The sequence below is a fragment of the Chryseobacterium sp. 2TAF14 genome (assembly GCF_052115105.1).
Lineage (GTDB): Bacteria > Bacteroidota > Bacteroidia > Flavobacteriales > Weeksellaceae > Chryseobacterium.
Genome location: NZ_JBFRGA010000002.1, coordinates 41,700 through 64,994 on the forward strand (window position 1 = coordinate 41,700; position 23,295 = coordinate 64,994).

At 34.4% G+C, this 23,295-nt stretch carries 24 protein-coding genes and 1 tRNA gene; 12 read left to right on the plus strand and 13 right to left on the minus strand.

Going from position 1 to position 23,295, the window contains the following annotated elements; translation table 11 throughout:
• Window positions 1-59: 59 nt before the first annotated feature.
• Window positions 60-1,169, minus strand: coding sequence for a lipid-A-disaccharide synthase (lpxB, locus tag AB4Y90_RS00560; RefSeq protein ID WP_441555224.1), 1,110 nt, complete (start codon window positions 1,167-1,169; stop codon window positions 60-62).
• A 121-nt stretch (window positions 1,170-1,290) separates the two neighbouring features.
• On the opposite strand from lpxB, the gene AB4Y90_RS00565 reads away from it, so the two are divergent.
• The 10 genes from AB4Y90_RS00565 to ligD all read left to right on the plus strand — a co-directional run bounded on the left by AB4Y90_RS00565 (window position 1,291) and on the right by ligD (window position 11,280).
• Entirely contained in the window at window positions 1,291-1,800 is a 510-nt protein-coding gene (locus AB4Y90_RS00565; RefSeq protein ID WP_441555225.1) for a DUF2480 family protein, read from the plus strand.
• Between the two features lie 4 nt (window positions 1,801-1,804).
• Complete coding sequence (locus AB4Y90_RS00570; RefSeq protein ID WP_441555226.1) at window positions 1,805-3,064, plus strand: protein O-mannosyl-transferase family; 1,260 nt, start codon at window positions 1,805-1,807, stop codon at window positions 3,062-3,064.
• Between the two features lie 66 nt (window positions 3,065-3,130).
• On the plus strand, window positions 3,131-3,787 hold the full coding sequence (locus AB4Y90_RS00575; RefSeq protein WP_441555227.1) for a DUF937 domain-containing protein: 657 nt from the start codon (window positions 3,131-3,133) through the stop codon (window positions 3,785-3,787).
• Between the two features lie 227 nt (window positions 3,788-4,014).
• Window positions 4,015-4,449: an ankyrin repeat domain-containing protein gene (locus tag AB4Y90_RS00580; RefSeq protein ID WP_441555228.1), complete on the plus strand. Its 435-nt coding sequence runs from the start codon at window positions 4,015-4,017 to the stop codon at window positions 4,447-4,449.
• A 142-nt stretch (window positions 4,450-4,591) separates the two neighbouring features.
• Entirely contained in the window at window positions 4,592-5,371 is a 780-nt protein-coding gene (locus AB4Y90_RS00585; RefSeq protein WP_441555229.1) for a T9SS type A sorting domain-containing protein, read from the plus strand.
• Window positions 5,372-5,503: 132 nt separating this feature from the next.
• Window positions 5,504-7,258, plus strand: a complete 1,755-nt coding sequence (gene aspS, locus AB4Y90_RS00590; RefSeq protein ID WP_441555230.1) for an aspartate--tRNA ligase — start codon at window positions 5,504-5,506, stop codon at window positions 7,256-7,258.
• A 126-nt stretch (window positions 7,259-7,384) separates the two neighbouring features.
• Window positions 7,385-7,810, plus strand: coding sequence for a hypothetical protein (locus AB4Y90_RS00595; protein WP_441555231.1), 426 nt, complete (start codon window positions 7,385-7,387; stop codon window positions 7,808-7,810).
• 115 nt (window positions 7,811-7,925) lie between these two features.
• A complete protein-coding gene (gene ku / locus AB4Y90_RS00600; RefSeq protein ID WP_441555232.1) occupies window positions 7,926-8,711 on the plus strand; it encodes a non-homologous end joining protein Ku in 786 nt (261 codons plus the stop codon).
• 2 nt (window positions 8,712-8,713) lie between these two features.
• Window positions 8,714-9,316, plus strand: coding sequence for a DNA polymerase ligase N-terminal domain-containing protein (locus AB4Y90_RS00605; protein WP_441555233.1), 603 nt, complete (start codon window positions 8,714-8,716; stop codon window positions 9,314-9,316).
• Between the two features lie 77 nt (window positions 9,317-9,393).
• Window positions 9,394-11,280, plus strand: a complete 1,887-nt coding sequence (gene ligD, locus AB4Y90_RS00610) for a DNA ligase D (protein ID WP_441555234.1) — start codon at window positions 9,394-9,396, stop codon at window positions 11,278-11,280.
• 97 nt (window positions 11,281-11,377) lie between these two features.
• On the opposite strand, the gene AB4Y90_RS00615 is transcribed toward ligD, so the two are convergent.
• From AB4Y90_RS00615 to AB4Y90_RS00630, 4 genes are all read right to left on the minus strand, one after another.
• Window positions 11,378-12,103 (minus strand): SDR family NAD(P)-dependent oxidoreductase, encoded by a 726-nt coding sequence (locus AB4Y90_RS00615; RefSeq protein ID WP_441555235.1) that lies wholly within the window; start codon window positions 12,101-12,103, stop codon window positions 11,378-11,380.
• 255 nt (window positions 12,104-12,358) lie between these two features.
• Window positions 12,359-12,715, minus strand: a complete 357-nt coding sequence (yajC, locus tag AB4Y90_RS00620; RefSeq protein WP_441555236.1) for a preprotein translocase subunit YajC — start codon at window positions 12,713-12,715, stop codon at window positions 12,359-12,361.
• Window positions 12,716-12,725: 10 nt separating this feature from the next.
• Window positions 12,726-13,244, minus strand: a complete 519-nt coding sequence (locus AB4Y90_RS00625) for a DUF1573 domain-containing protein (protein ID WP_441555237.1) — start codon at window positions 13,242-13,244, stop codon at window positions 12,726-12,728.
• A gap of 17 nt (window positions 13,245-13,261) precedes the next feature.
• The gene (locus AB4Y90_RS00630; RefSeq protein ID WP_441555238.1) at window positions 13,262-14,167 is read right to left on the minus strand and encodes a transcription antitermination protein NusB; all 906 of its coding nucleotides are present in this window, start codon (window positions 14,165-14,167) and stop codon (window positions 13,262-13,264) included.
• Between the two features lie 90 nt (window positions 14,168-14,257).
• On the opposite strand from AB4Y90_RS00630, the gene AB4Y90_RS00635 reads away from it, so the two are divergent.
• Both AB4Y90_RS00635 and AB4Y90_RS00640 read left to right on the plus strand, forming a co-directional pair.
• Window positions 14,258-15,919, plus strand: a complete 1,662-nt coding sequence (locus tag AB4Y90_RS00635; RefSeq protein ID WP_441555239.1) for an ABC transporter ATP-binding protein — start codon at window positions 14,258-14,260, stop codon at window positions 15,917-15,919.
• A gap of 100 nt (window positions 15,920-16,019) precedes the next feature.
• The gene (locus tag AB4Y90_RS00640; RefSeq protein ID WP_029295477.1) at window positions 16,020-16,355 is read left to right on the plus strand and encodes a DUF3276 family protein; all 336 of its coding nucleotides are present in this window, start codon (window positions 16,020-16,022) and stop codon (window positions 16,353-16,355) included.
• A gap of 139 nt (window positions 16,356-16,494) precedes the next feature.
• Here AB4Y90_RS00640 and AB4Y90_RS00645 read toward each other — a convergent pair.
• The 8 genes from AB4Y90_RS00645 to AB4Y90_RS00680 all read right to left on the minus strand — a co-directional run.
• Window positions 16,495-16,570 (minus strand) — tRNA-His (locus AB4Y90_RS00645).
• 36 nt (window positions 16,571-16,606) lie between these two features.
• Entirely contained in the window at window positions 16,607-17,326 is a 720-nt protein-coding gene (bshB1, locus tag AB4Y90_RS00650) for a bacillithiol biosynthesis deacetylase BshB1 (protein ID WP_441555240.1), read from the minus strand.
• A 132-nt stretch (window positions 17,327-17,458) separates the two neighbouring features.
• Entirely contained in the window at window positions 17,459-19,105 is a 1,647-nt protein-coding gene (locus AB4Y90_RS00655; protein ID WP_441555241.1) for a tetratricopeptide repeat protein, read from the minus strand.
• Between the two features lie 101 nt (window positions 19,106-19,206).
• Window positions 19,207-20,082 carry a PstS family phosphate ABC transporter substrate-binding protein gene (locus AB4Y90_RS00660; protein WP_441555242.1) on the minus strand — a complete coding sequence of 292 codons (876 nt, stop codon included), beginning with the start codon at window positions 20,080-20,082 and terminating at the stop codon, window positions 19,207-19,209.
• A 261-nt stretch (window positions 20,083-20,343) separates the two neighbouring features.
• A complete protein-coding gene (locus tag AB4Y90_RS00665) occupies window positions 20,344-21,189 on the minus strand; it encodes an energy transducer TonB (protein ID WP_441555243.1) in 846 nt (281 codons plus the stop codon).
• 24 nt (window positions 21,190-21,213) lie between these two features.
• Window positions 21,214-21,783, minus strand: a complete 570-nt coding sequence (locus tag AB4Y90_RS00670) for an ExbD/TolR family protein (RefSeq protein ID WP_441555244.1) — start codon at window positions 21,781-21,783, stop codon at window positions 21,214-21,216.
• A gap of 11 nt (window positions 21,784-21,794) precedes the next feature.
• Window positions 21,795-22,406 carry an ExbD/TolR family protein gene (locus tag AB4Y90_RS00675; protein ID WP_441555245.1) on the minus strand — a complete coding sequence of 204 codons (612 nt, stop codon included), beginning with the start codon at window positions 22,404-22,406 and terminating at the stop codon, window positions 21,795-21,797.
• A gap of 63 nt (window positions 22,407-22,469) precedes the next feature.
• The coding region (locus tag AB4Y90_RS00680) for a MotA/TolQ/ExbB proton channel family protein (RefSeq protein ID WP_441555246.1) at window positions 22,470-23,295 on the minus strand (826 nt) is incomplete at its 5' end.

Sequence of the window (23,295 nt, forward strand, 5' to 3'; positions counted from 1 at the left end):
TCATCTGTGTTTGAACAAACTAAGTTAAAAAATTTCAGAATACGAAGATTAAATTATTTCTATTTTTTTAGATTTAATATAACATCCGCTGCATTTTCGCTTGCACCTTTTCCACCAAGTTTTTCTCTGAGTAATTTAAAATCAGTGAGCATTTCGATTCTCTTTTCGCCTTCAATAATAAAATTCAGTTCTTTCACAAGATTTTTGGTATTCAGCTCACTTTGAATCAATTCTTTCACTACTTCCCGATCCATAATCAGGTTTACCAAAGAAATATACTTGATATTTTTCACCAGTCTTTTGGCAATTGCATAAGAAATTTTGCTTCCGCGATAGCAAACCACTTCCGGAACATTCAACAAAGCAGTTTCCAAAGTCGCAGTTCCTGAAGTTACCAAAGCAGCTTTCGAGCATCTCAGCAAATCATAGGTTTTATTGGAAACAAAATGCACATTTTCATCCACATATTTTTGGTAAAATTCTTTATCCAGACTTGGCGCACCCGCAATTACAAACTGATAATTTTCAAAATGAGGGCGAACGGAAAGCATCATTTCAAGCATTTTTTCAACTTCCTGTTTTCTGGAACCCGGTAAAAGTGCGATGATTTCTTTTTCGTTTAAGCCGTTTTCAGCTTTGAAATTTTCAACAGTAATTTCCTGAAGTGTAGAAATTGCATCCAGCAAAGGATGCCCCACAAAATGAGATTTTACGCCATGTTTATGATAAAAATCTTCCTCGAAAGGCAAGATCACCATCATTTCATCAACATATTTTTTGATGATTTCAACACGGCCCTCTTTCCAGGCCCAAAGTTGAGGCGAAATATAATAAACAATCTTAATTCCTAATTCCTTGGCAAATTTTGCAATCCTTAAATTAAAACCTGGATAATCAACTAAAATTAAAACATCAGGTTTATTATTTTTGATATCTTCTTTACAGATTTTAATATTATTCAGAATTGTTCTGAGATTCATTGCAACTTCTAAAAATCCCATGAAAGCTAAATCTCGGTAATGTTTTACTAAAGTACCGCCTTGTTTCTGCATCAGATCTCCACCCCAAAACCTGAATTCTGCGTTGGAATCTTTCGCTTTTAAAGCTTTCATTAAATTGCTTCCGTGCAAATCTCCGGAAGCTTCACCTGCGATGATGTAATATTTCATAAATGATAATTGATGGGCGATGAATGATTTTGTCTATTGAAACGACATTTAATCTCAAATTTCAAACATCAAATTTCAAATTATAATTAAGTAAATTTGCTTCAAAGATAATGATAAAAAAATGTCAGAAGAATTTGAAATAAAAAATAAAGTAGCTGCAAGCGGATTAATTAATTTTGACCTTACCGATCTGGTTCCAAAAGGGATCAGAAAAGGGATCGACCTTAAAGACTTCCTTTTCATGGAAATGATTTTGAAAGAAAAAGACTTCCGTGAAAAAGTGACTGCAATTAATACTGAAGAATATCAGGATACCTACGTTTATATCTACAATTCTGCCGATGCGATCGTTCCGCTTTGGGCTTATTTTTTAATTACGGCCAAACTGAGCGGTGTTACAAAGAAAATCGTTTTCGGAAACCTGGAAAACCTGGAAATAATTTTAATGCACGACGCCATTACAAGCTATGATTTTTCCGGCATGGAAGGAAAAAGAGTTTTGGTAAAAGGCTGTTCAGATAAGACAATTCCTGAAAATGCTTACGTAGAGCTGGTAGAAAAAATTCAGCCAATTGTAAAATCTCTGATGTTTGGTGAGGCTTGCTCGAATGTTCCGATTTTGAAAAATTAATTAGATGAATAAAAAATTTATTCCTTTCCTTCTTTTCTTTTTATTTTTAGGTGTTTACTATTTATCGAGCTTCTCAAAAGTTTCTTTTGGTGACGGAATAGGCTTTCTTTTGGATGTGGAAAAAGAATTATTTACCAACCAGGTAACCCCATTATCACATTTCCTTTACCTTAATACTGCCATATTTTTTACAAAATTTTGTAACATAGATAGTGTTATGACTATGCGGTTAATGTCTGTAGTTCCTGCCGCTATAAGTATTTCTCTACTCTACATTTTAATTAAAAAATTTATTATAGAAAACTGGATCGCAATAACATGCAGTATAGTTTTGGGGATGAGTTTTACGTTTTGGCGAAGTGCCTCTACTATTGAGGTTTATACATTTAACGCAATCTGGGTAATCTTTTTTCTGCTATTTTCTATAAAATCTTTAAAAAGTCCATCATTAAAAAACTTACTATTAACAGGAGTTTTTTTAGGAATAAGCATGTGGGTTCACATCCAGAATATTATGTTGATTCCTGCTTATTGTGTACTTCTTTATCAGCTTAAACATTTTAAAAGAAGCATTTTCATTTCAGTTTCTTTATTTACATTGATTTTTTGTGCAATGTTCCTCGTTAATTATTTGGCTGAGATACCTGTAAAATATACTTTTATCACCGGAACCGGAACTTGGATAGAAGACACTTTCAGGCAAGGACCTTCAGAATTACTAAAAGATCTTCTAAAATCTTTTCTTTTTTTAGTTTACAATTTTAACATCTTTTTGATTTTTATTCCTTTGGGAATACGCGAAATTTTCAAAAATCACAGAAATGTGTTTCCATTTATAGCCATTTCTTTTTCATTCACTTTTGGTTTTGCAACATTTTATGCGGTATCAGATAATTATGTTTTTTTTATTCCAAGTTATTTCATGATAATCATGATGATTGGCTTTGGAATAAAATCACTAAGTATGAAATACAACTTGAAAAGCTTACAATTTATAACTATTCTTATTCCTTTATTTTATATAGGATCTTACAAGATAGCTTCATTATTACCAGCAACAAGAAGTTTCCAGGAAGAAAAAGCATACAAAGGAGGGCTAAGTTATTATATGCTACCTTGGCTGCACAATAATTTGGGATGTTTAGAATTTACCATTGAAAAAAGAACAACTACTGATAATGTAGAAAAATTAAGAGAACAGTCTTTAGAATTTATTGAAATCAGAGAAAATTATCAGGATAGAGAAGAGATCATTAAATTATAATCTTATTTATTCCGTTTCAAATTCAAATAATTTTATCATCTTTGATTAAATATAAAGACATAAATTATGAGTTTAATTGATTTACTTACAGGCAACACAGGAAATCAGGTTGCAGAACAGGCTGAAAACAAATTCGGAATCAGTAAGAACCAAGTCATCGCACTTTTGGCGGTGGCAACTCCATTGGTTATTTCTTATCTGCGAAATAAATCTCAGGACAATAAAGAAGCCGAAGCACTGAATAATGCATTGGATAAAGATCACGACGGAAGTATTTTAGACGATACTTCACAGCTTGAAGCGAGACAAAGTGAAGGCGGATCGATACTTTCTCATATTTTCGGAAGTGAAAAAGGTAATGTAGAAAATCAATTGTCTCAAAATACCGGTATTTCTATCGACAAAATCGGTCCCATTTTAGCCATGCTTGCTCCGCTAATTATGGGTTATATCGGGAAAGAAAAACAACAAAACAACGTTGGATCGGGAGGTCTTGGCGACCTTTTAGGAGGAATTTTGGGCGGTGCGCAAACTCAGGCTCAACAGCAACAGTCAAATCCTCTAAATGATATTCTTGGAAGTGTTTTGGGAGGTAATCAATCGCAATCTTCGGGAAATCCTCTGAACGACATTTTAGGAAGTGTTTTAGGTGGCAGTCAACAAAAGCAGCAAAACGGCGGCGGTTTAGGAGATATTCTCGGTGGTCTTTTTGGAGGAAAATAATTTTTTACTAATTATAAATATTGAAAAATGCCGAAGTTTACGCTTCGGTATTTTTATTTTAATGAAAAAAAATATTAATAAAAATAGCTACATAAAGCAATATACATTTAGAAAAGAAAATAACGAGCCCAAAATTTTGGAAAAAGCAACGAAATGGATTAATAATTAGCAACATGTATCAAAAAAATTATTTAGCTTTGTATATTGTTTAGATAAAATTAAAATTTATGAAAAAAATAATTACTACTACTTTATTATTTGGAATTGCTGTTTTTAGTAATCAATTATTTGCACAAGAGCTTTCTGGTGATAAAATGAGAATTTTCCAGACCGATAAAATAGAAGATGTAAAAAAGGTTTTCAAGAAAGATGAGCTTACCAAATGTTTCGACATCAAAGAAGTTCAGTACAATCTTTTGTCATTAAGCGCAAGATACGAAAGGGTAAACGTAATCAATTACCTGTTTGCCAATAACGTAGATGTAAACAAATCGTGCAGCGACACTACTCCGCTAATGTATGCTGCAAAATACGGATATACAGATACAGTAAAACTTTTCTTGAAAAAAGGAGCAAAAAAGGATGTAAAAGATCGTAACGGCAAAACTGCTAAAGATTATGCCTTAGAAAACAAGCACCCTGAAACTGCTGCACTTCTTTAGAAAATTTATAACATACAGTATAAAAGCTTCCTTCGGGGAGTTTTTTTTGTTTTTATATAATAATTTTATGACATTTATCAATTTATTTAGAATAAATAAAAATTAAGATTAATTTTGTTATCATAATATAAAATCTTTATTTATGAAACAAATATTACTCTTTGCCTCTTTCATTGGGCTTTCATCATTGGCTTCGGCTCAGTTAAGTTCAATTAATGAAAATTTTGATTCTTTTATTTCAGACACTCCGTCTTTTCCACAAAATAACTGGACAATGAATGTTCCCACAGCTTTTCAGAATTACATGATGGTGATCAACGAAGACGGAAGCAATAAATTTGTACAAGCTTACGCATTTACACAGGTAAATGTTCCCCATTATCTTATTTCGCCGCAGATTGTAGCACCCGACGGAACAAAAACATTAAGTTTTGAAGCATCAAAATTTACTCAATCAGGATTTATGGGAGCCGTTGAAGCAGGTTTGGTTTCCAGCCCAACAGATATGGCATCATTCACCTCACTTGGAGCAGCAGTGACATTACAGACAACAACGCCGCAAACTTTCACATATACAGTTCCGGCTTCATCTCAGCAATATATTGCGTTTAAATTTGTAGGATTAAACAACCATGCATCTACAAAGCTTGATAATGTTATCTACGGATCGGGAAATCTTTCTGTGAATGACACAAAAAAAACTGACAAAATTTCTTTTGCAGTAAAAGGAAACAACTTGATATTTGTAGGAAAAGCATCAGTCAGAGAAATTAAAGTTTACAATATTGCTGGAAGAAGGATCCAGGTAAGCCAAAACAGCAACAGTTCTTTTGATATTTCAGAACTTGCAACCGGAATTTACATTTTTGAAACTCACAATGATGACGGAACTATTCTGAAATCTAAATTCATCAAAAAATAATTTTAAAAAAATATTTAAAATCTTCCCTTATCCTAGAATGGGGAAGATTTTTATTTTAAAGACACAGAAAAATCTTATCTTTGCAAACGAAAAATCAGACACTTAAAAGTCTAATATCTAATATCAAAAACAATGTTTCGATCGCACACAAACGGAGAATTATCTCTAAAAAATCTTAATGAAGAAGTTACACTTTCAGGATGGGTACAAACCATTCGTGATAAAGGATTTATGATTTGGATAGATCTTCGAGATCGTTACGGAATTACTCAGCTATATTTTAGCCAAGAAACTTCTTCCATTGAATTGTTTGAAGAAGTAAAAAAATTAAATCGTGAATTTGTTATCCAAGTTACCGGAAAAGTAGGTGAAAGGAAGGATAAAAATAAAAATATTCCAACAGGGGAAATTGAAATTTTAGTTGAAAAACTAACGGTTCTTAATGAATCTCAGCTTCCGCCTTTTAAGATTGAAGATATAACAGATGGTGGCGAAGAATTAAGAATGAAATATCGTTACCTTGATATCAGAAGAAATCCTGTAAAAGATAAATTGATTTTCCGTCACAAAATGGCACAGAAAGTAAGAAATTATCTTTCAGACGAAGGATTTATTGAGGTTGAAACTCCTGTTTTAATCAAATCTACGCCGGAAGGAGCAAGAGACTTCGTCGTTCCAAGCAGAATGAATCCGGGACAGTTTTATGCATTGCCACAATCTCCGCAAACTTTCAAACAATTGTTGATGGTTGGCGGAATGGATAAATATTTCCAAATTGTAAAATGTTTCCGTGATGAGGATTTAAGAGCCGACAGACAGCCGGAATTTACACAAATCGACTGCGAAATGGCTTTCGTAGAACAGGAAGACGTGATGAATGTATTTGAAGGAATGACTAAAACTTTAATAAAAGATATTACAGGTCAGGAATTCGGAACTTTCCCAAGAATGACTTTCGCAGATGCGATGCAGAAATATGGAAATGATAAACCGGACATCCGTTTCGGAATGGAATTCGTGGAGCTGAATGATTTAGTAAAAGGAAAAGATTTTAAAATATTTGATGAAGCGGAATTAGTTGTCGGAATCAATGTTGAAGGATGTGCAGATTATACAAGAAAACAAATCGACGAGTTGGTTGATTGGGTAAAAAGACCACAAATCGGAGCCTCGGGAATGGTCTGGGCTAAATTCCAGAATGACGGTGTAAAAACTTCTTCGGTGAATAAATTCTACAACGAGGAAGATTTAGCAAAAATCATCGAAAAATTCGGAGCAAAAGAAGGAGATTTAATGTTGATTCTTTCCGGAAACGAGCACAAAGTAAGAACTCAGCTTTCTGCGTTGAGAATGGAGCTTGGAAACCGTTTGGGATTAAGAAAAGGAAATGTATTCGCACCACTTTGGGTTGTTGACTTCCCATTATTGGAATTTGATGAAGAAAGCGGACGTTACCACGCGATGCACCACCCTTTCACGTCTCCAAAACCTGAAGATTTCCATTTATTGGAGACAGATCCCGGAAAAGCAAGAGCCAACGCATACGACATGGTATTGAACGGAAACGAAATCGGTGGAGGTTCGATCAGAATTTTCGACAAAGATCTTCAATCTAAAATGTTTGATTTGTTAGGATTCTCAAAAGAAGAAGCAGAAGCACAGTTCGGATTCCTGATGAATGCCTTCAAATACGGAGCGCCGCCTCACGGTGGTTTGGCTTTCGGATTTGACCGTTTGGTAGCGATTCTTGATGGGAACGAGGTGATCAGAGATTATATCGCTTTCCCTAAAAATAATTCGGGACGTGATGTGATGATTGACGCACCTTCATCGATTGCTGATGAACAGCTCGACGAACTGGAATTACAATTAAATTTAAAAGCATAAATTAGGAGCGGGGAATTTTTTCTCCGCTTTTTTATTATGAAAACATTCATTTCAATACTTTCTGCTTTTGGATTTATTTGTGCAATAATTGGAATTGTATTTTTCCTTATAGTTTTATCAAAAAAGATGCTTCATTATCCATCCAATTTGCAGCGTGAAGTTTCAGAAAAAATTTCGAAGAATTTTTATATTGCAGGAGCTTTGATTACATTTAGCATACTTTGCTTTTCTGGAGGAAAACAAATAATAAAATTAGATTTCAAGAATACTTTAGCACACAACAAAATTATTTCCGTAGAAATTAACGGAATATTTTTTAGCCAAGATGATTTAAAAGATGTTTTCACAAACTTTCAGGATACAGAGGGGCGATACAGATGTGATCATTTTCCAGGATATATTAATTTAGAAAATAATGAAATTATTCCAATTGAAGTAATTAGACATTGTTATGAAAAGAACAGATATATTATTATTTCTAAAAAATATTATCTGGATGCCGACATCGGAGATATTACAACTGATAAATTTGAATATATTCATAATAATTAATTATGAATAGAAATCCATTATACAACACATTATTAAATACCTTAAACAAATACACAAACTCAAAATAACTTTTCCTCGGCACAATCATTGTAGATTTAACATAAAATAAAGTACAATGAAAGCAATTTGGAACGGCGCCATTGGCTTTGGCTTGGTCAATATCCCTGTAAAAATTTATTCGGCAACCGAAACCAGCAAACTGGATTTGGATATGCTTGATAAATCTGATTACTCAAATATCAAATTCAAAAGAGTTAACGAAAAAACAGGCAAAGAAGTAAAATGGGCAAATATTGTAAAGGGCTATTTGATGGATGATAAATACGTCATTCTCGAAGAAGAAGATTACGAAGCCGCAAGTCCTGAAAAATCGAAGATACTTTCAATCGATCAGTTTGTAAAAGAAGTTGATGTAGATTCAGTATATTTTGAAAATCCTTATTATCTGGAGCCACAGAAAAATGGTGAAAGCGCATATCGGTTATTGTTAAACGCTTTAGCTAAAACTAAAATGGTCGGTGTAGGAACATTTGTACTTCGCGACAGTGAAGCAATTGGATTAATCCGTCCTTATAATGACGATGTTTTAGTTCTAAACAGATTGCGATTTGCCCAAGAAATCAGGGATTATAAAGACCTCAAAATTCCCGCTAAAAAAGCTCCGAAACCAGCCGAACTGAAAATGGCAGTAAGTTTAATAGAGCAACTTTCCCAGGAATTCGACCCCGAAATGTATAAAGATACGTACTCTGAATCTTTGCTGAAAATCATTAAGAAAAAAGCAAAAGGCAAGAGCGTAAAAACCAAAAAAGCTGCACCAGCAAAAGAAGGTAAGGTGATTGATCTGATGGCTCAGCTGAAAGCCAGTTTACAAACTCCAAAATCTAAAAGCGCTTCCTGATTATGCCACTTAAAGATTACAATAATAAAAGAAAGTTCGATGAAACCACCGAACCGAAAGGAAAAACAAAAAAAAGTGAAGACAAGCTTATTTTTGTGATTCAGCGTCATGCTGCATCAAGACTGCATTATGATTTCCGTTTGGAAATGGAAGGCGTTCTGAAAAGCTGGGCCGTTCCGAAAGGGCCGTCTTTAAATCCGGAAGATAAACGTTTGGCGATGATGGTGGAAGATCATCCTTATGATTATAAAGATTTTGAAGGAAATATTCCTGAAGGAAATTACGGAGCCGGACAAGTCGAAGTATGGGACAGCGGAACTTATGAGCCTTTAGATGAAACCAGCAAACTTTCTGACGAAAAAGAACTGTTGAAAGAATTGAAAGCTGGTTCGCTGAAGTTTATTCTTCATGGCAAAAAGCTGAAAGGTGAATTTGCTTTGGTAAAAATGAAAAATGCCGAAAATAACGCCTGGCTTTTGATTAAACATAAAGATAAATTTGCGGAAGAAAAATATGATGCCGAAGAAAATACTGCCAAAAATTCTCAGGTTACCAAATTTTTAGAGAAAAAAAAAAGCCTAAAAAGCAGCAAAAAGAAGTCATAACTTCTGAAACAAAACCTAAATTTCAACGATTCAACTCTTTAGTTGACGAAAAAAAACTCGAAAAATTCATTAAACCGATGCTCGCAAAATCTTCCGAAGAAGCTTTTGATAACGAAGACTGGATTTTTGAAATAAAATGGGACGGTTATCGTGCTGTAGCAGATCTCAGCAAAAAACAACCGCTTTTCTATTCCCGAAACGGGATTTCTTTTTTGTCTAAATTTGATACCATCGCCGAAGATTTTAGTCAGCAGAAACACAAAATGATTCTTGACGGCGAAATTGTTGCTTATGACGAAAACGGGAAACCCAATTTCCAATTGTTGCAGCAAATTGGCGACAACCCGAATCTGGCTTTAACGTATCAGGTTTTTGATTTGCTTTGGCTGAATGGCCATTCTACTGAAGAACTGCCGTTAATTCAAAGAAAAGAACTTTTAAAAGATGCTTTAGTTGAAACCGATCTGATCAAGTTCTGTGATCACGTTCCCGAAAAAGGAATTTCCTTTTTTAACCAGATGAAAAAAATGAAATTGGAAGGAATGATCGCCAAAAAATCAGACAGCATTTATACCGAAAACAGCAGAACTACCGATTGGCTGAAAATAAAATTTACGAATACCGAAGAAGCCATTATTTGCGGTTTTACAGAGCCAAAAGGTTCCAGAAAAGGTTTTGGCGCTTTGATCTTGGGAAAATATATCAATGGAAAATTGACATATTCAGGACATACGGGAACCGGTTTTAATAACGAATTATTAAATCTGCTTCATCAAAGGCTGAAAAAACTAGTCATAAAAACATCGCCCTTCGAAACCATTCCTAAAACAAATATGCCGGTAACATGGACGAAACCTGAACTGGTCTGCGAAATAAAATATTCTGAAATTACCAAAGACGGAATGTTCCGCCATCCTGTTTTTGTGGCGCTCCGGGAAGATAAAGATGCAAATGAGATCAGTAATTCAGTAAAAAAAATTACTCAAAAAACTACTAAATCTAAAAGTATGGCTACCAAAAAATCCACCGAAAATACCGAAAACGATCTTGAAAAAGACACCGAAATTACCCTGAACCGTCACAAAATAAAGCTCACCAATCAGGATAAAATCTACTTTCCGAAAGATAAAATCAGCAAAGGCGAGATTGTAGAATATTATCAATCTGTAGCAGAATACATTTTACCGCACTTAAAAAACCGTCCGCTTTCTTTGAATCGTTTTCCCAACGGAATCGACAAATCCGGCTTTTACCAGAAAGATGCGGGAGATTCTTTTCCGGACTGGATTAAAACAACAAAAGTGTATTCCGAATCTACCGATAAATACATCGATTATGTCATTTGTAATGATAAAGCAACAATGGCATACCTGAATAATTTAGGATGTATTGATTTTAATCCGTGGAATTCTTCTCTTCCGGATCTGGATCATCCCGATTATTTGGTTTTAGATCTTGATCCTTCCAAGAAAAACAGTTTCGATGATGTTATCGAAACCGCTTTACAGGTGAATAAGGTTTTAAACTCGATTAAAGTAAAAGGGTATTGTAAAACTTCAGGGAGTACGGGAATTCACATTTATATTCCGATGGGCGGAGCGTACGATTATGATCAGGTGAAAGATTTTGCTCATATTCTGATGAAGCAGGTGAATGAAAAGCTTCCAAAAATCACAACATTGGAAAGAAGTTTACAAAAAAGAGACGACAAAAAAATCTACCTCGATTATCTTCAAAACCGACAGGGACAAACTTTGGCAAGTGTTTACAGCGTGAGACCGAAAGAAGGCGCATCAGTTTCAATGCCTTTAGAATGGGGCGAATTAAGAAAAGGATTGAAACCAACAGATTTCACTATTGAAAATGCTCTGGAACGAATAAAAGAAAAAGGAGATTTGTTTAAACCTGTTTTGGGAAAGGGAATTGATATGATGAAGGCGTTGGAATTGTTGGAGAATCTTTAATATTTATAAACGCAAAGTCTGCAAAGTTTTTTTAAAATGTTTGAAAATATTTTTCGTTCGCAAAGGCGTTTCACTTAGCAAAGAAAGACAGTTTTAATCACGGCAGCTTCGCCACCAAATTCTCAGGCAAAATTTTTAAAATAAAATAAATCATTTTCCATTTAAAGTTTGGCACAATCGTAAAAGAATTTCCTGCATTTACGATATGTTTTGCAACATAATCAGGTTCCATGAGAAGACTTTTATTGAGATCTAAACCTGCATTGATTTTTGTATTGATATATCCGCTTACCAAAACATTAACCGTAATATTTCTCTGAAATAATTCCTGTCTCAATCCTGCCAAATAAGTTGTAAAAGCGGCTTTTGTGCTTCCGTAAACGAAATTACTTTTTCTTCCTCTCACTCCGGAAAGAGAGGACAATCCGATGATTCTTTCTAAATTTTTATTGCTTTTATCCATTGCAATAATGTTTAGAATAGAAACTGCGCCCATATAATTAACCGTCATCATTCGTTGAGTTCCTTTGAAATCGCTTAATGCTTTTTCATTATCAACTAAAAATCCGGCTGCGTAAACTACAAGATGAGGTTTTGTTGGAAGCTCATCATAAAACTTTTGGTGCGAATCAAAATCTGTAGCATCAAAAGATAAAACCGAAACTTTTGAATTGAGATTATTTTGCTGAACAAAATTTTCTAAAGAATGGGTGTTTCTTGAAGCAGCAATAATGACAAAACCTTTTTCAATATACTGTAAAATACACTGTTTGGCGACATCAGAATTTGCTCCGAGAATGAGAACGGTTTTGTTTTGATTCATTGGGCAAAGTTATTTTATTTTAAATTTTAAACACAAATTCCACTAATATTTTCACAAATAAACACAATGACTAAATGGTTTGTCATTTCGACGAAGGAGAAGTCTTTTAAAACTTTATCCATTAAGTTTTAGTTAAGTGGTTAAGATTATTAAGTTAGATTCTTCACTCTGCTTTGCTGTGTTATATCATTATAAAAAAATCGGCGCGGTGACCAAAGGTCACCGCGCCGATTTGCAATATTATTTAAAACTAAATTATTTCTTTTCAGTATCGATCACTTCTTTTTTATCAGCAGTTTTCGTCGCTTTTTCACCGAAACGGGTTTCAGTAAACTCTCTTGAAATAGCCGCTTTTTCAAATTTCAGTTTTCCGGAAAGCGTTTCAATCACTACTCCGTCTTCCTGAATCTGAGCAATTCTCCCGTGAAGACCAGAAGTAAGTACTACTCTGGTTCCCACTTTCAACTCTTCCTGAAATTTTTTCTCCTGCTTCTGCTTTTTCATCTGAGGTCTGATCATCAGAAAATAAAATCCGATAACCATTACTCCCATCATCATCAGCATGGTGGTAGAATTTCCCTGTGCAGGTGCTTGTAAAAACAATGTTAACATATTCTTAGTATTAAGGTTGAATATTGGCATTGAATGTCAACTTTACAGGAGCATTTTCTACGTTAGCAAAAACATCAGCATATTTTTGTACAGCGCCGTCAAAGTTTGCAGAATCAAAACTTAAAGTAATTTTCCCTTTTTTACCAGGCATAATCGGTTCTTTTGTAAAATCAGGAGCAGTACATCCGCATCCAGGCTTTACTTCAGAGATGATTAATGGGTTTGTACCGGTGTTGGTTACTTCGTAAACATGATTTACTTTTGCTCCTTTTTTAATATTTCCAAAATCGAAATTGCTTTCAGACAATGCGATTGTTGTGGTAGGCTGGTTAGATTTTACAGGAGCTGCAGCTTCAGTTCCGGCAACTGTAGGAGTTACAGGTGTGGTTGTAGAATCTGTAACAGGCGCATTCGTAGTATCTACTCCGATTACTTCTGCATTTTGCACTTCTTTATTTTCTTCTTTTTTACAAGAAACCAATCCTAATCCGATTACAGACAAAGCAATAATTGATAATGTCTTTTTCATATTAAATTAATTTTAATTTATATTCTATTTAAATCTTTACAATATTTATCTAAAATACCGTTGATGAATATATTTGAACGATCTGTAGCAAATACTTTTGCAATCTCGATATATTCATTAATAATAACTCTTGAAGGGGTAAAGGCAAAATTGTCCAGTTCTGAAATGGCTGTCGTTAAAATAACTTTATCCATCAATGCCACTCTTTCCAGATCCCAGTTTTCAAGGCGCTCAGAAAGTTTTTTCTCGTTGGCTTCCCAGTTATTTAATGTATCTCTAAGAAGTTTGCTTGCGAAAGTTTTGTCTTCCTCATCTTTAATCATTTTAATTAAAGTACGGCTCTCTTCATCTTCTTTCATAAAACCGATCGTTTTCTGAACCATCGAGTTGGCAATATGAATATCATCTGCCCAAGTAAGCTCTCTGTCGCTGATGTAATCATGGAAATCATCATTTTCGGCAACATATCTTAAAAATAATTTTCCGATAAATTTCTGATCGTCTTCAAAAGAATAACCATCTTCCTTCATAAAATCCTGATAACGTTTTCCGGCAGTCATACGCTGAAAAGTTTTCACCAGCATATCATCGTGCAAGTCCCATTTCAAATCTTTATGCTGACCAGAAAAAAATAATCTTTCAGGGTTTTCTTCAAGCTTTTTTAAAACCTGATTATTGATAAATTTTTGATTGGGATTGACATCTGAATCAGTTTTAAAATACTTGTTCTTACCAATTTCCATTTGGTTTTCTGCAAGATCTTTAAGACCTACCAAAAAATTCAACTGAAAAATATAGAGATTATAGATTTTCTCTATTCCCGAAAACATATTTTTTTCTAACACATCAAATTTTATCGGATTTTGGTAGTACGAATACACCGATTCTACTACTTTTTCACGGATTTGTCTTCTTCCTAACATTCAAAGAGCTTTTTATGGCGGCAAAGATACAAAATTTAAAATTTATGAAATTCTCAGTCTGCATCAATTTTTGTAATTTTGTGAAACTTTATGAAAGCACTGAAAACTCTGAACCCTTATTTTTGGAAGCACAAAATATTATTGTTTTGGGGGTTACTCTTCATCATCGCCAGTAATTTTTTTAACATCTATAAAGTACAGTTTGTCGGAAAATCGGTTGACGAGCTTACAAAACATGGAAATCTGGGCTTCAACAAGCAAGTTTTAATTTATGTTGCCATTATTGTTGGCTGCTCACTTCTTACCGGATTTTTCACTTTTATGATGCGACAAACCATTATTGTTGCTTCAAGAAGGATTGAATATGAGCTGAAAAATAAAATCTACAGACATTATCAGGATTTATCACTTACAGATTATAAACAGACAACAATCGGGGACTTGATGAACAGGTTGAGTGAAGACATTGTTGCGGTAAGAATGTATTTGGGACCCGGTGTAATGTACGTTGTAAATCTTCTCGTTTTATTATTGATCACCAGTTTTTATATGATTAAAACGGATGTTTCAATGACGGTTTGGACGTTGTTGCCGCTTCCGGTTTTGTCTTATATCATATTTAAAGTAAGCTCGATTATCAATAAAAAATCTAAAGTGATGCAGAAAAGCCAGTCTGCAATTTCCACTTTTGTACAGGATAGCTTTTCCGGAATACGGGTTGTAAAATACTTTGCAAAGGAAAAATATATCCAAAAAAATTATGGCATTAAAGTTAGCGATTACCAGGATAAAGCTTTAGATTTAGCGAAAACTGAAGCATATTTCTTTACCATTATTTTATTTGTAATTGGCTTATTGAATGTGGCGGTGATTCTAATTGGCGGGCAAAAATATATTGCAGGCGAACTTACTGTAGGTAAAATAGCCGATTTCTTTATGTACATTAATATTTTGATCTGGCCGTTTTCAATGGTAGGTTGGGTAACTTCAATCAATCAGAGAGCAGAAGCTTCTATGCAGCGAATTAATGAGTTTTTGGAAAAACAGTCTGAGATTTACAACAAAAATTTTGAAAATTATCCGATTAAAGGTGATATTGAATTTAAAAATGTGTCTTACGTTTATCCCAATACAGGAATTAAAGCTTTAGATAACTTAAGTTTTAAAATAGAAGCCGGAAAATCTTTAGCCATTATGGGAAAAACCGGCAGCGGAAAATCTACCATTGCTTTACTTCTATGCAGATTAATTGATCCCACTGAAGGCGAAATTCTGATTGACGGTAAAAATTTAAAAGATCATAATCTGGAAAATTACAGAAGTTTCATTGGATATATTCCACAGGAAAGCTATCTTTTTTCAGATTCTATTGAGAATAATATAGGGTTTTCAATCGACAATCCTACCCATGAAAAAGTAGTTGAATATTCTAAAATTGCTGATGTTCACAAAAACATTGTTGAGTTTAAAGAACAATACAAAACAATGGTTGGAGAGCGCGGAGTGATGCTTTCGGGAGGTCAGAAACAAAGAATCTGCATTGCAAGGGCATTAATTAAAGATCCAAATATCATTATTTTCGACGATTCATTATCTGCATTAGATACAGAAACCGAACAGAATATCCTTGAAAATATTGATACCAAAATCAATAACGCAACCTCCATAATCATCACGCATAGAGAGTCTAGTGCACAAAGAGCAGACAAAATTCTTAATCTTAGCGAAATTACCAATTCTGCAACGGCATAGTCAAAACATTTTGAATTGTTAAAAAAATCATAAAAAAAATTTTGTGGTTGGCAGAAATATTTTATATTTGTTCTTAACAAGATTTAAAAAATATCTAATAATGAGTGAATACAAGGAACGCCATGAAAATGAAATTTTCACTAAGGTGTTAAAAGCGGGGAGAAGAACTTATTTCTTTGATGTGCGCGAGACTAAAGCAGGAGATTATTATCTTACGATTACCGAAAGCAAAAAGAATTTCGGAGAGAATGGAGAAGCTACATTCGAGAAGCATAAAATTTATCTTTACAAAGAAGATTTTAAGAGTTTTCAGGAGATGTTTAATGAGTCTACAGATTTCATCATTAACGAAAAAGGTGAAGATGTTATTTCAGAAAAGCATGATAAAGATTTCAAAAGCAGAACGTACACTATCGATTCTGATGACGAAGTTTAAATCTAAAGATATCTAAAAAACACAAGCATCTTGAGAAAGGATGCTTTTTTTATGCTCTCACATTCCTTTTATTTATGGAAATCAATTCGTTTCATTAAATAAAAAAACACATTCTCTAAAAAGAAAATGTGTTTACTGTGGGTGAATGAGGGGTCTCGAACCCCCGACCTTCGGAACCACAATCCGACGCTCTAACCAACTGAGCTACAATCACCGTTTTTGGTGGTGCAAATATAGGAAAGAATTTTTAATTACCAAACAATTCCGTCAAAATTTTTCAAAGCAATTAACTTCTCAGACGTAAATCCCTCAGCATAAGCCACTCCCGAAAGTCTACCCAAATCCTGAGCTCGATACGTCAGACTTTCATAAAAATCTTTTGAGGTAATCGGCGTTTCAGGTTCTTTTGAAGTGGGATCATAAAACTGAGTTTTAAAAGCCATACAAGCTTCAAGCTTTTTGTCAAGATGCTCAGAAATATCAATTACAAATTCGGGCTGAATATTTTTCCATTGGATATAATGAAAAACCTGCTTTGGTCTCCATACTTCCTGAATCTCACCCTCCAATACGGTTTCAATTTTTCTCAAGCCTGCTAAAAAGCACGCATCCGATACTAATTTCGCTGCTTTTGCATGATCCGGATGTCTGTCATCAATTGCATTGGCTAAAACGATTTCTGGCCTGTATTTGCGGATGATTTTTACGATCTCCATCTGATATTCTTCAGAATTGACAAGAAAGCCGTCTTTCAAACCTAAGTTTTCTCTTGCAGCAACTCCCAAAATCTTAGCCGCTTCAGCCGCTTCTTCTTTTCTTGTCTGCTCAGTTCCTCTTGTTCCAAGCTCACCTTTCGTTAAATCAACAATAACACAGGTTTTTCCTTCTGAAATTAATTTAGCAATTGTTCCGCCGCATCCTAATTCCACATCATCCGGATGAGCCCCAAAAGCAAGTATATCTGTTTTCATAATTTAGATAATAATTTAAATATATAATCTCTTCTAATGTTCCGATTGTGTTTATTCAAAGATAGGGTTTAAACAAAAACTTCCCAAACATTAAGAATGGGAAGTATTGATATGAATAATTTAAATTTTAAATTACTTATTGATTTCTGCATTCAAATTGATAGCATCCTGATAAGTAGGATCTAATTGTAAAGATTTTGCAACATAATCTTTAGCTTTAGCCACATCTTTATCTTTCTCCATAAATGCTACCGCAAAATATGCATAAGCAAGAGTTTGCTTGTTAGCTTCTCTATCTGCAGGTTTTACTGTTGAAATAAATTTCTCATAAGAGATTTTTGCAGTGTCGTTATTTCCTTTTTGTTGGTAAGCATATCCCTGACTGTAGTAAGCAGGCGCCCAATCTGGCAATAAACTGCTCATTTTTTGCCAAGCTAAAATTGCTCCGTCCCAGTTTTTCACTTCCTGATAAGCGTTTGCAAGTTTATACAATGCGTCTGAACTTTCAGGATTTGCAGCTACCTCTTTTCTTGCAGCTTCTACTTCAGGAGAAGTTGGTCCTGCATTAATGCTTGCCTGAGTCGCTCCTCCGCCGTTGATCTTAATCATTTCAAGATCCCATTTCATAGTCTGGTCTTTAGCCGCCTTTGCGATAGCAACTTTTTGCTGAGCTTCAGCTTGTAATGCAGCTTTTTTAGCAGCATCTGTTTCAGTTTTAGCTAAACCGGCAGCAATTAATCCCATCAATCCCTGATCTGCAGGCTGAACTCTTGATTTTTCTGCTTTAGAAACAAATAAATCCATATTTTGTTTTGCTTCAGCATACTGACCATCTGCATAATTTACATAAGATCTTAGCTTAAATTTGATAGGATCATCAATCTTATCAAATATTTTATCTAAAATAGCTTTTGAATTTGCATAATCCTCATTAGTGAAATACAATTTTGCAATCTCTAATTGTGTATAAGGATCTTCATCAGCATATTTTGTATAATTGATCAAATCCTGAGTTGCTTTTGCATTTTCCTGATATTTGATATCATAAGCAGCCAAAGCCTTGTAAGCCGGTGCATAAGTTGGGTCTGTTGCAACTGCCTTATCTAAGCTTGTTTTAGCTTGCTGCCATTGCTGTGCTGCCATCCATAAAGTTCCGATTCTGGTATGAACAGAAGCTTTATTTTTTGCTAAAGGCAAAGCTTTATCGTAAGCTGTCATTGCATCGCCAGGAACTCTTTTTAACCTGTAAGCATCACCCAATGTGTAGTAATAATATGCAGGTACATCTTTTTTAGCTCTTTCAATCGCTTTATTAAGATACTGAATTGCAAGATCCGGAGAATTTGTTTTTTCAAACATCGTTAATGCTTCTGCAGCTCTGAATAGAACTTCTGCATCCTTCTCTCTAGAATCTGAAACTATCTCCTGAATTTCTGCGATACCGCTTTTATCTCCTTTTCCTAATTTTACTGTAGCTAAACCAATTTTACTTAAATAAGCTTTTTTATCTGCAGCCACCCCTTTATTAAAACTGTCAGTAGCCGCAGCGAAATCAGGTTCTGCCTGTCTTAGAAAAGTATTTCCTAGGTAAAAATAATTTTCTGTTGTAGGCTCTTTCGCAATCATGGAAGTGAAATTAGCTTTTGCCGCAGCATACTTATCACTATCAATACTGTTTATACCATCTTGCAATGTCTGAGCAAAAGCAAAGTTGGTAAAAAATACCACTGATGCCCCTAAAGCAATCTTCTTTACATTCATAATCATTATATCTTTCATTATTATTTTTAATCTGTATTCTAAAAAACCGACTTAGAAATACACAATTTTCAGACCAATATAATTAAATCGGTTTGAAACTGTATATTTTTTAATATTTTTTAACGCATCTGCACTTCGCGTCTGTAGATGTTATATGGTTGAAGCCCCTCTTTTTCGACAATCATTTGTCCAAGTTGTGTACACGAATACCGAATGAAACCATTTGCAATGTTAAAATTTCCCTCATTTGTTAAGAAATAAAGAATTCTTGTAAAAGGATATTTCATTTCTCTCAGTTGTTCAGTATCTGGATAATATGATACACCCTTTGTAGTGACAGGAAGAATTTTGATCGTTTCTCTTAACTTCTCTATATTTTTATCATAAGGACGGCTTATTGTATTAAGACCGATGACGCCTATTTTATCGGGAAATTTATTTAATTCTTCGATTACATTTACACTGCCCGGAATTATAGAAAACTTAAGATCTCTTGGTTGTTTATTAAGTTTTTGTGCTACGAAATTCAGATTACTGGAATTGGTTCCGTCAAAAACAAAATTTTTATCATCTGATTGTAACCCTGCTGCTATTTCCTCCATTGTAATATGTGTTTTTGAAGAGTTTTTCGGAACAAAAAACACAACAGCATCGGCTGCAAATTTGGCAGGTAAATATTTTAAATCAACTTGTTTTTCGTAAAGTTTAATTTCATCAGGAGACAATTCTTTAGACATTACAGCAATTCTAGCTTTGTCATTAAGCAAATCAATGTATCCTAAATCTTCTTTTTTTGTAACAACTTTAATCTTTGTGTCAGGATAACTTATCATATAACCTTCTGCCAAAGCTTCTGTTACACTTTTAAATGACTCGTCAGTAAGGATTGTCATTTCACCTTTATGATAAGAAGGTGATTTTTCTTCTTTCTGGGAACAGTTTACAGCTGATATTAAAAATAAAATCAACAGGAATATTGGCTTCAGCTTATTCATTATCTCCTTTATTTTTAATTTTTGAAACTGCTCTCCATATTCTAAAAAAACCATAAAGCATAACAAGCCCACCCAATGGATAAGCAACGGTAGGTTCCAAAACAGTAAAAAAGAATTTGTAAACTATAATTACAATTCCGAGAATAATATAGAATAATCCTGTCACTAAGGATAACCAATTGAACATCATACAACAAAAATATTAAAAAAAATAAAAAGAGAAGCATAAGCTTCTCTTTTTTAATTATTATTTAAAATAAATTAACCCTCAAAATTCATTGTTAAAGGTAGTCTGAAACGATAACGTACAGATTGTCCATTGATTTTTGCAGGAGTCCATTTATTTTTAATAGACTTAATTGTTCTAACAGCTTCTGAATTGAAATCAGCATTTTTACCGTTAGCTTTTACATCAGTAATAGACCCATCTCTTTCAACAACAAAAGTAATTTCTGTCTTTACTGTACCCTCATCACCATTCATAGCTGAACCGTCAAAGTTACTTGATACTTTATTTCTGAAAGCATTAATTCCTCCCGGGAATTCTGCAGTTTGCTCCACCTCGCTATAAACCTGAGTTTCACTCACTTGCGGCTTAACCTCAGCAGTTGAAGTTCTTGTTCCTGTAGATGGCGGCGGTGGTGGTGGTGTGTAAGCAGGAGCTTTTACACCTTCCTGATTATTCAAACCTGTAGTTGTCTCTAATTGCTTAGAAATTGGAGGTGGTGGAGTCTCAATTTTCGGAGCTTTCACCGGTTCCGGCACTACGTTTTGGATAATCTCAATTTTTTCCTCTTCTTTTGGTGGAGGTGGTGGTGGAGGTGGTTCTTCTTCTTTAGGTTCTTCAATGATTTTATCTTCCTGCAATACATCTTTTAAATCTAACTGAACTTCCTGCTTTTCAGGAGCATTCATGTTTTTAATTGTAAGATAGATAAACGGAGATAAAGCAGCCACTAAGAATAGAGAAGTCCCGATGATGAAAGACTTTGTCAGTAATCTAGGATACTGATGTCTAAGATCGTAAGCACCATATTCTTTATTTCTATTTTCAAATACAATCTCGTCTAAAGTAAGATTTTGACTGTAAATATTTTCATCTGCCATTGTAATTCAATTTTAATGGTTCAATTACTTTGTTGCAGGAGCAGCATTAGCCGGATTTCCTACCTTCTTGTCGTAAATTGCTTTTTCCCAAGGTTTAAGATCGGTAACACCGTACTGCTCACTTTTGGTAATAGCCATTTCATCAAGAATGTCTACAAAGTTCTTATACACTGCATCGTCAGTCGGTTTGATAATAACTGTAAATTTAGTTTTATCTGCCGCATTGGCTTTTGCTTGCTCAATTATTTTTCTGATTCCTTCTCTGTCAAAGTTAGTTTCGTTCAGATTTTGGTCAGTCAAAGAAGTATTATCCTGCTGATGCCAAAATATTCTGTTGTCTTTTCCTAATAAAAGAGAAATTGAATTTGAAAGTTTAATTTCTGTCGGGGGTGGTTTTGGCGCATCTTTTTTTGGTTTTGCCGGAAGCCCCAAATCCATAACATTCGGTTTAGAGAATGTGGTTGTGAACATAAAGAAGGTAATCAATAGAAAACCCAAGTCCACCATCGGAGTCATATCAACTCTGGTACTCTGTTTCTTGGAACGTACCTTGCCGCCTTTGGCGCCTTTTTCTTGTACTTGTACTTCTGCCATTTCTATCGATATTATTCGTTAGGGTTACCTTCTTGTGACGTAATCAACCAAAATTTAAGAAAATCAATATCTCTTAAACCCTCAAATAAACTTTTAACTTTAGGATATTTAGTCGTAACGTCTCCTTTGATTGCAAGTTTGTAATCAGGATTAACGCTTAAACTTTGTTCTACCCAGTCAACTAATTGTCCATTAGTACTATCCATAGGAATCCCTGTAGGACTCTTATAATTCTTTCGCTCATCTTCTGACAGGTTAAGGAAGCTCTTTAGTTGTGCCATAGGAACACCAACTGCCTGAACTCTCTGGAATGCTGCGATTTCGTTTTGAGAAAAAGCAGGAAGATTATACTTCTCACCCATTTTTTTTAGAAGATCTACTCTTTCCGATGCGTTATCTACCGGCTGAAAATAGAATTTTCCGTCCGGTGTTGCATTAATAGTCATTAAACTTGCATCAGGGAGTAATTTTTCTGATATTGAAGATGGCGGTTTAATCTGCTCCACATCAGGTTTTTTAAACTGAGTGGTCAAGATAAAGAACGTAAGTAGTAGGAAAGCAACGTCACACATTGCCGTCATATCCGTAATTACTCCGTGTCTTTTTGGTTTGACTCTCGCCATTATTTTATTATTTTTTAATATTAAACTTCTTTCTAATAATGCAAATATCTTGCTACAAAATTCTTAGTTGAATTCTGCGAAAGACTGCTGGATGCTCATAGCGATCTCGTCGATCTTATAAGTTAATCCGTCAATTTTAGAAGTAAAGAAGTTGTAAAGCATAATTGCAATTGCAGAAGTACCAATACCTAAAGCAGTGTTGATCAAGGCTTCAGAGATACCTGTAGAAAGTGCAGCAGCATCAGGAGTACCACCACCAGAACCTAAAGCAAAGAATGCTTTAATCATCCCGATTACTGTACCTAATAGTGCAATTAGGGTAGCCACTGTACCTAAAGTAGAAAGAATCATCATGTTTTTCTCCAACATTGGCATCTCAAGAGTTGTAGCCTCTTCGATCGCTTTGTTTAGAGCAATCATTTTCTGCTCTTTATTAAGAGTAGTATCATGAGCTAAAGCTTTGTAAGTAGTAAGACCTTCTTTTACGACGTTACCAACAGAACCTTCTTGTCTGTCGCACTCTTCTAAAGCTTCGTCTACTTTATTTTGGTTTAGCAAACTTCTTACTTTTACTACGAAGTTATCCAAGTTTCCTTTTCCAGAAGCTTTGTTAAGGATGAAATATCTTTCGAAAGAGAAAACAATTACCGTGATCATGAAAGTAATCAAGATCGGTACAATAACCCCTCCTTTGTAGATAATACCTAAAAATGAATCTGGGTGAATGTCTTTCCCTTCAACACTTGAAAAAGCAACTGATCCAGAACCTAATTTTTCTGCATCTTTAAAGTTTCCCGGACTACCAAGAACGAATAAATAAATACAAATACCTATTACCAACAGAATAGGAATAATTACAGCTGGATTAAGACCTCCTGCTTTTCTAGCA